This is a genomic window from Stenotrophomonas sp. GL_111, from assembly GCF_057835245.1.
In genome coordinates this window covers 3783583-3797512 of record NZ_CM174421.1, presented here as the reverse complement: position 1 = coordinate 3797512, position 13930 = coordinate 3783583, and the positions used below count along the sequence as shown (strand labels likewise).

At 64.7% G+C, this 13930-nt stretch carries 15 protein-coding genes; 13 read left to right on the top strand and 2 right to left on the bottom strand.

Features of this window, described 5'->3' with window-relative positions; all coding sequences use genetic code 11:
* Window positions 1-7 precede the first annotated feature (7 nt).
* Window positions 8-1819 carry a dihydrolipoyl dehydrogenase gene (gene lpdA / locus AC3IPM_RS16880; RefSeq protein ID WP_489301399.1) on the top strand — a complete coding sequence of 604 codons (1812 nt, stop codon included), beginning with the start codon at window positions 8-10 and terminating at the stop codon, window positions 1817-1819.
* A 406-nt stretch (window positions 1820-2225) separates the two neighbouring features.
* Here the strand turns inward: lpdA and AC3IPM_RS16875 are convergent, their stop codons facing one another.
* Window positions 2226-3035, bottom strand: coding sequence for a hypothetical protein (locus tag AC3IPM_RS16875; protein ID WP_489304191.1), 810 nt, complete (start codon window positions 3033-3035; stop codon window positions 2226-2228).
* Window positions 3036-3573: 538 nt separating this feature from the next.
* Between AC3IPM_RS16875 and AC3IPM_RS16870 the strand changes: the two genes are divergently transcribed.
* From AC3IPM_RS16870 to AC3IPM_RS16820, 11 genes are all read left to right on the top strand, one after another.
* Complete coding sequence (locus AC3IPM_RS16870; RefSeq protein WP_489301398.1) at window positions 3574-3942, top strand: hypothetical protein; 369 nt, start codon at window positions 3574-3576, stop codon at window positions 3940-3942.
* Window positions 3943-3973: 31 nt separating this feature from the next.
* Window positions 3974-4768 carry a F0F1 ATP synthase subunit A gene (gene atpB / locus AC3IPM_RS16865; RefSeq protein ID WP_489301397.1) on the top strand — a complete coding sequence of 265 codons (795 nt, stop codon included), beginning with the start codon at window positions 3974-3976 and terminating at the stop codon, window positions 4766-4768.
* 62 nt (window positions 4769-4830) lie between these two features.
* Entirely contained in the window at window positions 4831-5133 is a 303-nt protein-coding gene (gene atpE / locus AC3IPM_RS16860) for a F0F1 ATP synthase subunit C (protein ID WP_489301396.1), read from the top strand.
* 111 nt (window positions 5134-5244) lie between these two features.
* Window positions 5245-5715 (top strand): F0F1 ATP synthase subunit B, encoded by a 471-nt coding sequence (locus AC3IPM_RS16855; RefSeq protein WP_489301395.1) that lies wholly within the window; start codon window positions 5245-5247, stop codon window positions 5713-5715.
* A gap of 3 nt (window positions 5716-5718) precedes the next feature.
* Window positions 5719-6246, top strand: a complete 528-nt coding sequence (locus AC3IPM_RS16850; protein WP_489301394.1) for a F0F1 ATP synthase subunit delta — start codon at window positions 5719-5721, stop codon at window positions 6244-6246.
* Between the two features lie 44 nt (window positions 6247-6290).
* Complete coding sequence (gene atpA, locus AC3IPM_RS16845) at window positions 6291-7838, top strand: F0F1 ATP synthase subunit alpha (RefSeq protein WP_489301393.1); 1548 nt, start codon at window positions 6291-6293, stop codon at window positions 7836-7838.
* Window positions 7839-7945: 107 nt separating this feature from the next.
* Window positions 7946-8809 carry a F0F1 ATP synthase subunit gamma gene (gene atpG, locus AC3IPM_RS16840; RefSeq protein ID WP_489301392.1) on the top strand — a complete coding sequence of 288 codons (864 nt, stop codon included), beginning with the start codon at window positions 7946-7948 and terminating at the stop codon, window positions 8807-8809.
* Between the two features lie 37 nt (window positions 8810-8846).
* Window positions 8847-10253 carry a F0F1 ATP synthase subunit beta gene (gene atpD, locus AC3IPM_RS16835; RefSeq protein ID WP_489301391.1) on the top strand — a complete coding sequence of 469 codons (1407 nt, stop codon included), beginning with the start codon at window positions 8847-8849 and terminating at the stop codon, window positions 10251-10253.
* 112 nt (window positions 10254-10365) lie between these two features.
* The gene (locus tag AC3IPM_RS16830) at window positions 10366-10788 is read left to right on the top strand and encodes a F0F1 ATP synthase subunit epsilon (protein ID WP_489301390.1); all 423 of its coding nucleotides are present in this window, start codon (window positions 10366-10368) and stop codon (window positions 10786-10788) included.
* 155 nt (window positions 10789-10943) lie between these two features.
* Complete coding sequence (locus AC3IPM_RS16825) at window positions 10944-11519, top strand: chorismate mutase (protein WP_489301389.1); 576 nt, start codon at window positions 10944-10946, stop codon at window positions 11517-11519.
* 130 nt (window positions 11520-11649) lie between these two features.
* On the top strand, window positions 11650-12036 hold the full coding sequence (locus tag AC3IPM_RS16820) for a hypothetical protein (RefSeq protein WP_489301388.1): 387 nt from the start codon (window positions 11650-11652) through the stop codon (window positions 12034-12036).
* Window positions 12037-12086: 50 nt separating this feature from the next.
* Here the strand turns inward: AC3IPM_RS16820 and AC3IPM_RS16815 are convergent, their stop codons facing one another.
* Complete coding sequence (locus AC3IPM_RS16815) at window positions 12087-12470, bottom strand: GtrA family protein (protein WP_489301387.1); 384 nt, start codon at window positions 12468-12470, stop codon at window positions 12087-12089.
* A gap of 86 nt (window positions 12471-12556) precedes the next feature.
* Between AC3IPM_RS16815 and glmU the strand changes: the two genes are divergently transcribed.
* On the top strand, window positions 12557-13924 hold the full coding sequence (glmU, locus tag AC3IPM_RS16810; protein ID WP_489301386.1) for a bifunctional UDP-N-acetylglucosamine diphosphorylase/glucosamine-1-phosphate N-acetyltransferase GlmU: 1368 nt from the start codon (window positions 12557-12559) through the stop codon (window positions 13922-13924).
* Window positions 13925-13930: the final 6 nt, after the last annotated feature.

Below are 13930 nucleotides of genomic sequence, written 5' to 3'. Positions count from 1 at the left end.
AACACGAATGGCCACAATTGAAATCAAGGTGCCCGACATCGGCGATTACAGCGATGTCCCGGTGATCGAAGTGCTGGTCGCCGTGGGTGACACGGTGAAGAAGGACCAGGGCCTGGTCACGCTGGAATCGGACAAGGCAACGCTGGAAGTGCCGTCTTCGGCGGCCGGCGTGGTCAAGGAAATCAAGGTCAAGCTTGGCGATTCGCTGTCCGAGGGTGCCGTGGTGGTACTGCTGGAAGCCGAAGGCGAGGCCGCTGCACCGGCAGCGCCGGCCAAGGCTGAAGCCCCCAAGGCCGAGGCCGAGGCCAGCAAGCCGCCGGTGACCCCGTCGCACCGCGCCCCGGCCGAACCGACCGCGCCGCAGCCGGCCCTGTCGTCCGGCAAGCCGGCCGACATCGAATGCAGGATGGTGGTGCTGGGCGCCGGCCCGGGCGGCTACACCGCCGCGTTCCGTTCGGCCGACCTGGGCGTGGACACGGTGCTGATCGAGCGCTACGCCAGCCTCGGCGGCGTCTGCCTCAACGTGGGCTGCATTCCGTCCAAGGCGCTGCTGCATGCCGCGGCAGTGATCGATGAAGTGGCCCATGCAGGCGATTTCGGCGTGGAGTTCGGTGAACCGACAATCACGCTGGACAAGCTGCGCGGCTACAAGGAAAAGGTGGTCACCCAGCTGACCAAGGGCCTGGCCGGCATGGCCAAGCAGCGCAAGGTGCGCACGGTGCAGGGCGTGGCGACGTTCGTGTCGGCCAATGAGCTGGAGATCGTCGGCGACGACGGCAAGACCCAGCTGCTGCGCTTCGAGCAGTGCATCATCGCCGCCGGTTCGCAGGCGGTGAAGCTGCCGAACTTCCCGTGGGACGACAAGCGTGTGATGGATTCGACCGACGCGCTGGAGCTGGCTGATATTCCCGGCTCGCTGCTGGTCGTGGGCGGCGGCATCATCGGGCTGGAAATGGCCACGGTGTATGCCGCGCTGGGCAGCAAGGTGACCGTGGTGGAGTTCATGGACCAGCTGATGCCGGGCGCCGACAAGGACCTGGTCAAGCCGCTGGCGGACCGCCTGAAGAAGCAGGGCGTCGTGGTGCACCTGAAGACCAAGGCGACCGATGTGAAGGCCGACAAGGCCGGTATCACGGTGTCCTTCGAGGCCGCGGTGGAAGGCGAGAAGCCGGGCCTGGAGGCGAGCGCCTTCGACCGCGTGCTGGTGGCTGTGGGCCGCTCGCCGAACGGCAACAAGATCGCTGCCGGGAAGGCGGGCGTGCAGGTCACCGAGCGTGGCTTCATTCCGGTGGACCGGCAGATGCGCACCAACGTGCCTCACATCTTTGCGATCGGCGACATCGTGGGCAACCCGATGCTGGCGCACAAGGCCACGCACGAAGGCAAGCTGGCAGCCGAAGTGGCCTCGGGCGAGAAGAAGGAGTGGGTGGCACGGGTGATTCCGTCCGTGGCCTACACCAACCCGGAAATCGCCTGGGTGGGCGTGACCGAGACCGAGGCCAAGGCCAAGGGTCTGAAGGTGGGCGTGGCCAAGTTCCCGTGGGCGGCCAGTGGCCGTGCGATCGGTATCGGTCGCACCGAGGGCTTCACCAAGCTGATCTTCGATGAAGACACCCACCGCATCATCGGTGGCGCGATCGTAGGTGTACACGCCGGCGATCTGCTGGCCGAAATCGGCCTGGCGATCGAGATGGGTGCCGAGGCCGAAGACATCGGCCACACCATCCACGCGCACCCGACGCTGAGCGAATCGGTGGCCATGGCCGCGGAAATCTACGACGGCACGATCACCGATCTGTACATGCCGAAGAAGAAGTAAGCGGCACGTTGGTCTACTACGAAAAACCCGGCGAAAGCCGGGTTTTTTGTTCGCCCCCGGTAGCGCCGAGCCATGCTCGGCTGCGCCAAGCATGGCTTGGCTCTACCGAAGAAGCGCGGAGAACGAATTGTCGACCCAACCGCACAGATGGCCATCCATCGGGAGGGTACCGGGGTAGGCCCTATCGGGACTGTCCACGACATGGATGTCGTGGACAAGCCCCCATGGATGGGTTCACGGCGTGTCCCGATAGGGCCTACCCCGGTGCCCTCCAACCTATAGCAACTGAAGCGCTGAATTTGAACTTGAATTTGACTCGCCGCCTCCCCCGGAAAAACAAAAAACGCGACAACAGGGAAACCCTGTTGCCGCGCTCGGAGAGAGGTATTGCAGCAGCAAGAACCGCTTAGAACGTGACACTGATACCGGCCACCGGGCCCTTGAATTCCTGCTTCAAACCGATCGTGCCATCGCTGCCCGACTTGTCCGCATCCAGCTTGAACCAGTCGTAGCCGGCGAACAGGCCGAAGTTGTTGGTCAGCTTGTAATCCACGATCGCATTGGCGCGGCTCAGGTCGCCCTTGTAGTCATCGAAGTTGCCCCAGCGCGTGTTGAGGTACTGGCCCTGCAGCGTGATCATCCACTTCTCCGACGGCGTGAAGCTCATGCGTGCGCCCACCACCGGTGCCACGCCATCGGTCTTCTCGTCCAGGAAGCGCCCCTGGTACAGATCGCCCACGTCCGCATACGCCTTCGTGCTCACCTTCGCGTACTCCGCACCGATCTGCAGGCCCAGGTCGAACGTCCCGGTATCCACCACCGAGTAGTCGTACACCAGGCTCGCCACCTGATACTTCAGCTCGCCCTTGATGAAGCTGCCGGCCGGCACCGACACATCGCCGAACGACACCCCGTCACCCAGCGTCTCGCGGCGGTCCTTGTCGTACTTGAAGTAGTTGAACAACAGCCGCTGGCGGTCGCTGATGCGGAACATGCCGTCGATGCGCGGCTCCCACTCCTTGCCCCCCAGCTTGAAGTCCTCGGAGAACCCCACGTCCTGGCCGGCCACATTGGTGTTGCCGCGGATCGTGTTGTCCGAGTCGATGTTCATCGCGCCCAGGCGCAGCGCGAAGCGATCATCGCCCTCGGCAGCGCTGGCGGTGCCCGAATGGGTGAGGGCGGCCATGGCCAGTGGCAGGGCGAGCAGCGGAAGCATCAGGCGCATCGTTAGGGGTCCTTGCAGTGATTCAGTGATGTGCAATCACTCTGCCCAGCGCGTCGTCCACCATTCGTGAACGTATGGTGGACGCAGTGTGTACCGTTCATCTGCCGAAGTGTGCCGTCGGTCACGCCAGGTGGCTGCAACGCCCTGCAATACGCGTTTGGCGCCCGGTGTCGCCAGGCCATGGCCAGCGCCCTCAAAAAAGTGGCCCCGGAGAGAGCTCGGGGCCACTTGGGGCTGCAGACCTGCATCAGGGGCGTCGACGAGGATCGAATCAGCAGGTCGATGGGTGTGACCGGGCGACGCGACCAAAGTTCAATATGTTGCGTCGCAGCAGGCCAAACCCCTGACAGGGCGGGATTGGACCATGGGTGAAACGCCGGATTTTTCGCGATGCAGCAACGCGGGCCCTTCCGGGATGAACAGGGAGCGGTTGTCTCACAAATTGTCCCGTTGCTATAATTTGGCGGCTCGACGAGGCGTTTGCTTGCAGCCTCGGCCTTTCCTACTTACGACCATGCAGGACATACGTGTGCTGAACTCCGTTGATTCGGGTCGGCGACTGATGCTGCGCGCAGCGGTTTACCCGCTCGCCGCAGTGGCTGTCCTGGCTTTGGCTTTCCTGCTGCTGGTGGATCAGAAGTACGCGCTGGGCGCGCTGGCCTCCGGCGTAGCGGTATCGGCAGGGGGCTGGGTGGCGGCACGGATGGCGCTGGGGGGTGGGGTGCTGGCGGCCGGTTCGGCGATGGCCCGCCTGATCCTGGCGGTGGTGGCGAAGTGGGTGCTCGTTTTCGGCGTCCTGATGGTGGGTTTCGTGGTCTTCAAGCTGCCTGCACTGGCGCTGTTGGCCGGAATCGCCGTCGGGCTGATGTTCCAGGTCCTGGCTCTGGCCAGGCGCTGATCCAATTTATTTAACTCAAGGTTCCGGACACATGGCAGGCGAGGCGCTGACACCCACCTCCTACATCCAACATCACCTGCACAACCTGACGTTCCATATGCAGGAAGGTGGTTTCTGGGCAATTCACGTCGACACCATTGTGACTTCGGTCCTGATGGGTTTGTTGATGGTGTTTGGCTTCTGGATGGCGACCCGCAAGGCCACCGCCGGCGTTCCAGGCAAGTGGCAGGCGTTCGTCGAGATCTGCCTGGAGTTCGTTGACCGCCAGGCCAAGGACACCTACCACGGCACCAGCAAGCTGGTGACCCCGATCGCGATCACGATCTTCTTCTGGATCCTCCTGATGAACCTCATCAAGATGATCCCGGCCGACTTCATCGCGCTGCCGCTCGAATTGCTGGGCGTCCCGTACTGGAAGCCGGTCCCCACCGCCGACGTCAATGCCACCCTGGGCATGTCGATCAGCGTGTTCTTCCTGATGCTGTTCTTCGCGTTGCGTGCCAAGGGCCTGGGTGGTTTCACCAAGGAATTCCTGACCGCACCGTTCGGCAAGTGGATGATGCCGTTCAACCTGATCCTCAACATCGTCGAGTGGCTCAGCAAGCCGATCTCGCTGGCGATGCGACTGTTCGGCAACATGTTCGGCGGCGAAATCGTCTTCCTGCTGATCTGGGTGCTGGGCGGCGCAGGTATCGCCGGTGCCATCGCTGGTGGTGCGTTCGGCCTGGGCTGGATGCTGTTCCATCTGCTGGTGATTCCGCTGCAGGCCTTCATCTTCATGATGCTGACCATCGTGTACCTGAGCCTGTCGGAAGACGCTCACTAAGTTTTCGCTTCACCCTTCATCCGTTTCATTACCCTTAGCAACTTAAGTTCCTGGAGATAACCATGTACTTCGCCGTCCTGACCAACTTCGCGCAGATTCAGAGCTCCACCGCCCTTGCCGTCGGCATCATGATCGGCCTGGCCGCGCTGGGCGCTGGCCTGGGCCTGGCCATCATGGCTGGTAAGTTCCTGGAATCGGCTGCCCGCCAGCCGGAACTGATCCCGGTTCTGCAGGTCCGCATGTTCATCACCGCCGGCCTGATCGACGCCGCGTTCATCATCTCGGTCGCCGTCGGCCTGCTGCTGGCCTTCGCCAACCCGCTGTCGCAGGCCCTGCTGGACCAGGCCAAGCTGGTTGCCGGCTGATCCAGCTGTAAGCGAACGATCAGGCGCCTTGAGCGCCTGATCGCGGATGAAGGATCGGGTGCGCCGCCACCGCGGCGCGTCCACCCCGTCACCCCAGATTGAGCGAACCCCATGGAAATCGGTTTTACCCTCGTTGCCCAGGCACTGGCGTTTGCCGGTCTGATCTGGATCATCGCGACCAAGATCTGGCCGCCGCTGATGAATGCCATCGAAGAGCGCCAGCAGAAGATCGCTGAAGGCCTCGCCGCTGCCGACCGCAGCCAGAAGGATCTGGCCCAGGCGCAGGATAAGGTCAACGAAGCTCTGAAGGACGCGCGCAGCAAGGCCAACGAAATCATTGACCAGGCCCATGCACGCGCCAACCAGATCGTTGACGCCGCCAAGAACGAAGCCATCGTTGAAGCGAACCGCCAGAAAGATCTGGCCTACGCCGAGATCGAAGCTGCCGCCAACCGTGCCCGTGAGGATCTGCGCAAGCAGGTGTCCGCGCTGGCCGTAAGCGGTGCCGAAAAGCTGCTCAAGCGCGAAATCGACGCCAACGCCCACAAGGCGCTGCTCGACGAGCTGGCCTCGGAGATCTGATCGATGAGCCAGGCCCTCACGCTTGCACGCCCGTATGCCCGCGCCGCGTTCGCGACCGCGCGCGACGAAGGCACGTTCGCGCCGTGGTCGGACGCGCTTGCGTTCTCCGCCCACGTAGCCGCCGACCCGCGCGTGGCGGCCTTGCTGTCGAATCCGGAACTGGACCGCGGCGATGCCGTCGCGTTGCTGGCCCCGGAATCGAGCAGCGAGACCTTCGGGCGCTTCCTGGCCGTACTGGCCGAAGCGCACCGTCTGCCGCTGCTGCCGGAAATCGCCGGCATGTACGACCAGCTGCGCGCGGAAGCCGAACACGTGGTCAAGGCCACCGTGACCTCGGCCACGGAACTGTCCGCTGCCGAGCTGGACGCCATCAAGGCCGCGCTGCGCAAGCGCTTCGGCCGTGAAGTGGACGTCTCGACCGCAGTCGATGCTTCGTTGATCGGCGGTGCCGTCATCGACGCCGGCGACGTGGTCATCGATGGCTCGCTCAAGGGCAAGCTGTCGCGCCTGCAGACCGCGCTCGCTAACTGAATTCATTTAACGTCCGGCGTGATCGCCGGCACTAGGACTTGACGATGGCAACCACGCTCAACCCCTCCGAAATCAGCGAACTGATCAAGAACCGCATCGAGAAGGTCAAGCTGGCCGCGGAATCGCGCAACGAAGGCACCGTGACCAGCGTGTCCGACGGCATCGTGCGCATCTTCGGTCTGGCCGACGTGATGCAGGGCGAAATGATCGAACTGCCGAACAACACCTTCGCCCTGGCCCTGAACCTGGAGCGCGACTCGGTCGGCGCCGTGGTCCTGGGTGGCTATGAGCACCTGCGCGAAGGCGATGTCGCCAAGACCACCGGCCGCATCCTGGAAGTGCCGGTCGGTCCGGAAATGCTCGGCCGCGTGGTCAACGCGCTCGGCGAGCCGATCGACGGCAAGGGCCCGATCGCTGCACAGGCCACCGCGCCGGTGGAGCGCGTGGCGCCGGGCGTGATCTGGCGCAAGTCGGTCGACCAGCCGGTGCAGACCGGTTACAAGTCGGTCGATTCCATGATCCCGATCGGCCGCGGCCAGCGCGAGCTGCTCATCGGTGACCGCCAGACCGGCAAGACCGCCCTGGCCATCGATGCGGTGATCAACCAGAAGAACACCGGCATCAAGTGCGTGTACGTCGCGATCGGCCAGAAGGCCTCGACCGTGGCCAACATCGTGCGCAAGCTGGAAGAGAACGGCGCCATGGCGCACACCGTGGTGGTGGCTGCCACCGCGTCCGAATCGGCCGCGATGCAGTACATCAGCGCCTACTCGGGCTGCACCATGGGTGAGTACTTCATGGACCGCGGCGAAGACGCGCTGATCGTGTACGACGATCTGTCCAAGCAGGCCGTGGCCTACCGCCAGATCTCGCTGCTGCTCAAGCGCCCGCCGGGCCGTGAAGCCTACCCGGGTGACGTGTTCTACCTGCACTCCCGCCTGCTCGAACGCGCTGCCCGCGTGTCCGAAGCGTATGTGGAGAAGTTCACCAACGGTGCCGTCACGGGCAAGACCGGCTCGCTGACCGCGCTGCCGATCATCGAAACCCAGGCCGGTGACGTCTCGGCATTCGTGCCGACCAACGTGATCTCGATCACCGACGGCCAGATCTTCCTGGAAACCGATCTGTTCAACTCGGGCATCCGCCCGGCCGTGAACGCCGGTATCTCGGTGTCGCGCGTCGGTGGTGCAGCCCAGACCAAGATCATCAAGAAGCTGTCTGGCGGCATCCGTATCTCGCTGGCCCAGTACCGTGAGCTGGCTGCGTTCGCGCAGTTCGCCTCGGACCTGGACGAAGCCACCCGCAAGCAGCTTGAGCGCGGTCAGCGCGTCACCGAGCTGATGAAGCAGAAGCAGTACGCCCCGATGTCGATCGCCAACCAGGCGCTGACCATCTACGCCGTCAACGAGGGTTACCTCGACGACGTGCCGGTCAACAAGCTGCTGGCGCTGGAAGAGGGCCTGCACGCCCACTTCGCCAACACCCAGGGCGAGCTGATCAGCAAGATCAACGCCACCGGCGGTTGGGACAACGACATCGAAGCGGCCTTCAAGCAGGGCATCTCCGAGTTCAAGACCACCGGCAGCTGGTAATACCGGTCCTGTAGAGCCGAGCACTGCTCGGCTCGACTGAAAGCAGCGGAGCCTGGCTCCGCTCTACGTCAAACGCGGGGAATCCCCCCGCGCCACGGGAATAAGAGATGGCAAGCGGACGCGAAATCAAAACCAAGATCAAGAGCGTGCAGAACACCCGCAAGGTGACGCGTGCGCTCGAAATGGTCTCGGCCTCCAAGATCCGCAAGGCGCAGGAGCGGATGAAGACGTCGCGTCCGTATGCGCAGGCGATGAAGCAGGTGATCGGTCACCTGGCCCAGGCCAGCACCGATTACCAGCATCCGTTCCTGGTCCAGCGCGACGAGGTCAAGCGGGTCGGTTACATCGTGATCTCCTCGGACCGCGGCCTGGCCGGCGGCCTGAACAACAACCTGTTCCGCAAGATGCTGGGCGAAGTCCGCCAGTACCAGGACAAGGGTGCCGAGATCGATGTGGTCACCGTGGGCCAGAAGGCGTCCACCTTCTTCCGCCGCATCAAGGTCAACATGGTCGGCAGCGTCACCCACATGGGCGACGTACCGCACCTGGAACAGCTGATCGGTGTGATCAAGGTGATGCTCGATGCGTTCACCGAAGGCAAGGTCGACCGCGTGTATCTGGTCTACAACCGCTTCATCAACACGATGACGCAGAAGGCCAGCTTCGACCAGCTGCTGCCGTTGCCGGCCGCTGAGAAGCAGATTGCGCACCACGACTGGGACTACCTGTACGAACCCGACGCTGCGACCGTGCTTGAGCACGTGATGACGCGGTACGTCGAGTCGCTGGTGTACCAGGCCGTGCTGGAAAACGTCGCGTCCGAGCATGCAGCCCGCATGGTCGCGATGAAGTCGGCCAGTGACAACGCGAACAAGCTGATCGGAACCCTGCAGCTGGTCTACAACAAGGCCCGGCAGGCAGCGATCACCCAGGAAATCTCCGAAATCGTCGGCGGCGCGGCAGCAGTCTGACGCGCACAGTCAAAGCACACATTAGAGGATTGCAGCAATGAGTCAGGGCAAGATCGTTCAGATCATCGGCGCCGTCGTCGACGTCGAATTCCCCCGCGAGTCGGTGCCGAGGGTGTACCACGCGCTGAAGGTGGACAACACCGAAATCACGCTGGAAGTGCAGCAGCAGCTGGGTGACGGCGTGGTCCGCTGCATCGCGCTGGGCTCCACCGACGGCCTGAAGCGCAACCTGGTTGCCACCAACACCGAACGCGCCATCTCGGTGCCGGTCGGCGCGGGCACGCTGGGCCGCATCATGGACGTGCTGGGTCGTCCGATCGACGAAGCCGGTCCGGTGACCGCCAGCGACAGCTGGGAAATCCACCGCGAAGCGCCGTCGTACGAAGACCAGTCCCCGGCCACCGAGCTGCTGGAAACCGGCATCAAGGTCATCGACCTGATGTGCCCGTTCGCCAAGGGCGGCAAGGTCGGCCTGTTCGGCGGCGCCGGCGTCGGCAAGACCGTCAACATGATGGAACTGATCAACAACATCGCCAAGGCGCACAGCGGTCTGTCCGTGTTCGCCGGCGTGGGTGAGCGTACCCGTGAGGGCAACGACTTCTACCACGAGATGAAGGACTCCAACGTCCTGGACAAGGTCGCGATGGTGTACGGCCAGATGAACGAGCCGCCGGGCAACCGCCTGCGCGTCGCGCTGACCGGCCTGACCATGGCCGAATACTTCCGCGACGAGAAGGACGAAAACGGCAAGGGCAAGGACGTGCTGCTGTTCGTCGACAACATCTACCGCTACACCCTGGCCGGCACCGAAGTGTCCGCGCTGCTGGGCCGTATGCCGTCGGCCGTGGGCTATCAGCCGACCCTGGCCGAGGAAATGGGCGTCCTGCAGGAGCGCATCACCTCGACCAAGAATGGCTCGATCACCTCGATCCAGGCCGTCTACGTGCCCGCCGATGACTTGACCGATCCGTCGCCGGCCACCACGTTCGCCCACTTGGATTCGACCGTGACCCTGTCGCGTTCGATCGCCTCGCTGGGTATCTATCCGGCCGTGGATCCGCTGGATTCCACCAGCCGCCAGATGGACCCGCTGGTCATCGGCCACGAGCATTACGACACCGCCCAGCGCGTCCAGCAGACCTTGCAGAAGTACAAGGAACTGAAGGACATCATCGCCATCCTGGGCATGGACGAACTGTCCGAAGAAGACAAGCAGGCCGTGACCCGCGCCCGCAAGATCGAGCGCTTCTTCAGCCAGCCGTTCCACGTGGCCGAAGTGTTCACCGGTTCGCCGGGCAAATACGTGTCGCTGAAGGACACCATCCGTGGCTTCAAGGCCATCGTCGATGGCGAGTACGACCACCTGCCGGAGCAGGCGTTCTACATGGTCGGCAGCATCGAAGAAGCGGTTGAGAAAGCCAAGAAGATGGCCGAGAAGGCCTGATGCGGCAGGGACGGGCACACGCCCGTCCCGACCGTGACACGGGGTGGGCGCAGGCCCACCGCTGCGGAATCCCTGCGGTGGGTAACACCCGCCCCCTAGCGAAGAGAGTTACATGAGCACCATTCGTTGCGACATCGTCAGCGCCGAGCAGGAAATCTTCCGGGGTGAAGCAACCCTGGTCGTGGCCACCGGTGAGCTGGGCGAGCTGGGCATTGCGCCCAAGCATGCCCCGCTGATCACCCGCCTGAAGCCGGGCAAGGTGGTGGTGACCACGCCGAATGGCGAGCAGCTGGATTTCGCCATCTCCGGCGGCATCCTCGAGGTGCAGCCGCAGGTCGTGACCGTGCTGGCCGACACCGCGATCCGTGCCCAGGACATCGACGAAGCGTCGGTGCGCAAGGCCAAGGAAGAAGCCGAGCGCATGCTGGCCAACCGTGGCGAAGCGATGGACGTGGCCGAGGCACAGCAGAAGCTGGCTGAAGCCGTGGTCCAGCTGCAGGCGCTGGAACGTCTGCGCAAGACCCTCAAGCACTGAGCAGCACGCCTGAAGTTTGTTCGACCGCGCCGGCCTTGTGCCGGCGTTGTCGTATCTGGGCCACGCTGCGCGGCGATGGTCGGGACTGTGATCGACCCTGCACCGGCGTACAGGTGCGGCAGGCAGAATCAACGCTACCCCATGGCCGAGTCCTGATGATGATTCCTGCACGTATCTCCACGGCCATCGCGATGGCCTGCAGCCTGCTGCTGTGCGCCAACGTGTCCGCCCGCGCGCCGTTGGACAGCCTGGACGACTGGATTGGGCGGGTGGCCGCGCGCAACGCGATCGCCCACGACGTGGCGGCCTTCAAGTATCCGGCCGGACGCCCGATCGAAGACCCGCAGCGCGAGGCGGCGGTGCTGGAGGACAAGCGCGCACGCGCGGTGCAGATGGGGCTGGATCCGGACCGCGTGGTAGCCGGCTACCGCCAGCTGATCGAGGCCAACAAGCTGCTGCAGCATCTGGACGTGCACCGCTTCGCGCTGGGCACGCCGCCACCGCCGGCCCCATCGCTGGAGGCGATCCGCGAACGCATCGATACCCTTGACCAGCAGCTGCTGGCGCACTGGGCGCGCGTGGATGATGTGCGTGCCGCCCCGGACTGCCCGCGCCGCTTGGCACAGGCCATCGCCCGGCAGACCGCGCCGGGGGCGCAGGTGCAGGAGGCAAATCGTATTGCACTGGTGCGGGCAACGGTGGGTTTCTGCGAGCACGACGCGCGGCCCTGATCAGCCCCATGATGACTCTGCGAGGCATTGATGCTAGAAGTGCACCTGCCCAAGACATGCACCCGGACGTGCGCGGCCGGAAATTGTCATGCAGGCATCTGAAACCTGACCGTTCAATCAAGGAAAGACCATGTTCAAGAATGCACTGATTCTCGCTGTGGCCCTCACCGGCCTGGTCGCGTGTGGCAAGAAGGACGACGCGGCTGCACCTGCTACCCCCGCTCCGGAAGCGGCCGCGCCGGCCGCTGCTGCACCGGACACCGCGGCACCGACCACCGCTGCCCCGGCTGCTGATGCCGGCATGGCGGGCCTGCCGCAGAGCTGCGAAGCCTACCTGACCCGCGCCAAGGCCTGCTTCGACAAGTCCAACCCGCAGACGGCCGCTGCCTTCCAGCAGGGCGTGGACCAGGCCAAGGCCCAGTGGGCCACCATGCAGGACAAGACCGCGCTTGAAGCGGGCTGCAAGTCGGCCAACGACCAGTTCGCCCAGGTCGCCAGCGCCCTGAAGTGCGAGTAAGTTGATTCCGGCCGGGCACCGCTTCGGTGCCCGGTTTCCACACGGGCCGCTCAGCGGTAGACGAAGCGCCGCATCAGCAGGAACGACACGGCGGCCAGGCCGCCTTCAACGATCGGTTTGGCCAGCCAGGCATAGGCCAGGCCCAACTGCTGCGCCGCCAGGGTGACCAGCAGCGTACTCACTGCGGTCAACAGCAGCCACAGGGCGAGGAACCGCGCGAAACGCGCCCAGCCGAGCCGTTGGGTGCCGTCTGCGGCAAACGTATAGCGGCCGTTGAGCCAGAACCCCAGCAGCATGCCGCACACGCGGCCCAGCACGTTGGCCGGCACGGTCGGCATGCCCAGCGCGGTGGCACCGACGAACACCGCCCAGTCCACGACAAGCTGGACCAGGCCGATGAGGATGAAGCGGCTGCCTTGGCGGATCAGGCTCACGGGAAGGCGATACCGGTGCGGAAACGCAGCATGTTAACTGTCTGCGTTCTAGAATCGCAGCCACTACCGCCCACACACGCTGCCCCATGACCCAAGCCCTGCACGTCATCCTCCTCGCCGCCGGCGCTGGCAAGCGCATGAAGTCGGCCCTGCCCAAGGTGCTGCAGCCGATCGCCGGGCGCCCGATGCTGGCCCATGTCATCGACGCCGCGCGCCAGTTGCAGCCCGCAGCCATCCATGTGGTCTACGGGCATGGCGGCGAAGCCGTGCGTGAGGCCTTTGCCGACCAGCCCGACCTGCTTTGGGCCGAACAGGCGCAGCAGCTGGGCACCGGGCATGCGGTGCAGCAGGCGATGCCGCAGGTGCCCGATGCGGCCACGGTGCTGGTGCTGTACGGCGATGTGCCGCTGATCCGTGCCGACACGTTGCGCCACCTGCTGGCGCAGCAGGCCCGCCTGGCCGTGCTGGTGGCCGAAGTGGCCAATCCGACCGGCTATGGCCGCATCGTGCGCAATGCCGAGGGCCGGGTCGCGGCGATCGTCGAGCAGAAGGATGCCAATGACGAACAGCTGGCCATCCGCACCATCAACACCGGCATCATCACCGCCGAATCCACCGCGCTGCGGCGCTGGTTGTCGCAGCTGTCCAACGCCAACGCGCAGGGCGAGTACTACCTGACCGACGTGTTCGCCGCAGCCGCCCACGATTACACGCCGGCCGACATGGCCTTCGTCGAGGACGCACAGGAAGCCGAGGGCGCCAACGATCCGTGGCAGCTGTCCCAGCTGGAGCGGGCCTGGCAGCTGCGCGAGGTGCGTGCGCTGTGCGCACAGGGCGCACGCGTGCTGGATCCGAGCCGGCTGGACATCCGTGGCACGGTCAGTGTGGGCCGCGATGTGCAGATCGACGTCAACGTGATCCTGGAAGGCCGGGTGGTGCTCGGCGACGGGGTCAGCATCGGCGCGTTCACCCGCTTGAAGGACGTCACCCTCGGCGCCGGCACGGTGGTGAAGCCGCATTGCGACCTGGACGGCGTGGTCAGCGAAGGCGCGGCCGACATTGGTCCGTTCGCGCGGCTGCGCCCGGGCACGCTGCTGGGCGAGGGCGCGCACGTGGGCAACTTCGTGGAAACCAAGAAGGTCACGCTCGGTGCGGGCAGCAAGGCCAACCACCTCACCTATCTGGGCGATGCGGTGATCGGCAGCAAGGTCAACATCGGTGCCGGCACCATCACCTGCAACTACGACGGGGTGAACAAGTCGCAGACCACCATCGGCGACCACGCCTTCATCGGTTCCAACAGTTCGCTGGTGGCCCCGGTGGTGATCGGCGAAGGCGCCACCATCGCCGCCGGTTCGGTGATCACCCGCAACGCGCCCGATGGCAAGCTGACCCTGGCGCGGGTGCGCCAGGAAACCATCGATGGCTGGAAGCGGCCGGTCAAGAAGACCTGACCCCTG

What these genes read in the sequence shown, in the direction of transcription:
- atpG (WP_489301392.1), top strand. Translation starts at nt 7,946, where the DNA reads ATGGCAAGCGGACGCGAAATCAAAACCAAGATCAAGAGCGTGCAGAAC.
- atpD (WP_489301391.1), top strand. Translation starts at nt 8,847, where the DNA reads ATGAGTCAGGGCAAGATCGTTCAGATCATCGGCGCCGTCGTCGACGTC.
- AC3IPM_RS16850 (WP_489301394.1), top strand. Translation starts at nt 5,719, where the DNA reads ATGAGCCAGGCCCTCACGCTTGCACGCCCGTATGCCCGCGCCGCGTTC.
- lpdA (WP_489301399.1), top strand. Translation starts at nt 8, where the DNA reads ATGGCCACAATTGAAATCAAGGTGCCCGACATCGGCGATTACAGCGAT.
- atpA (WP_489301393.1), top strand. Translation starts at nt 6,291, where the DNA reads ATGGCAACCACGCTCAACCCCTCCGAAATCAGCGAACTGATCAAGAAC.
- AC3IPM_RS16875 (WP_489304191.1), bottom strand. Translation starts at nt 3,035, where the DNA reads ATGCTTCCGCTGCTCGCCCTGCCACTGGCCATGGCCGCCCTCACCCAT.
- atpE (WP_489301396.1), top strand. Translation starts at nt 4,831, where the DNA reads ATGTACTTCGCCGTCCTGACCAACTTCGCGCAGATTCAGAGCTCCACC.
- glmU (WP_489301386.1), top strand. Translation starts at nt 12,557, where the DNA reads ATGACCCAAGCCCTGCACGTCATCCTCCTCGCCGCCGGCGCTGGCAAG.
- atpB (WP_489301397.1), top strand. Translation starts at nt 3,974, where the DNA reads ATGGCAGGCGAGGCGCTGACACCCACCTCCTACATCCAACATCACCTG.
- AC3IPM_RS16855 (WP_489301395.1), top strand. Translation starts at nt 5,245, where the DNA reads ATGGAAATCGGTTTTACCCTCGTTGCCCAGGCACTGGCGTTTGCCGGT.
- AC3IPM_RS16825 (WP_489301389.1), top strand. Translation starts at nt 10,944, where the DNA reads ATGATGATTCCTGCACGTATCTCCACGGCCATCGCGATGGCCTGCAGC.
- AC3IPM_RS16830 (WP_489301390.1), top strand. Translation starts at nt 10,366, where the DNA reads ATGAGCACCATTCGTTGCGACATCGTCAGCGCCGAGCAGGAAATCTTC.
- AC3IPM_RS16820 (WP_489301388.1), top strand. Translation starts at nt 11,650, where the DNA reads ATGTTCAAGAATGCACTGATTCTCGCTGTGGCCCTCACCGGCCTGGTC.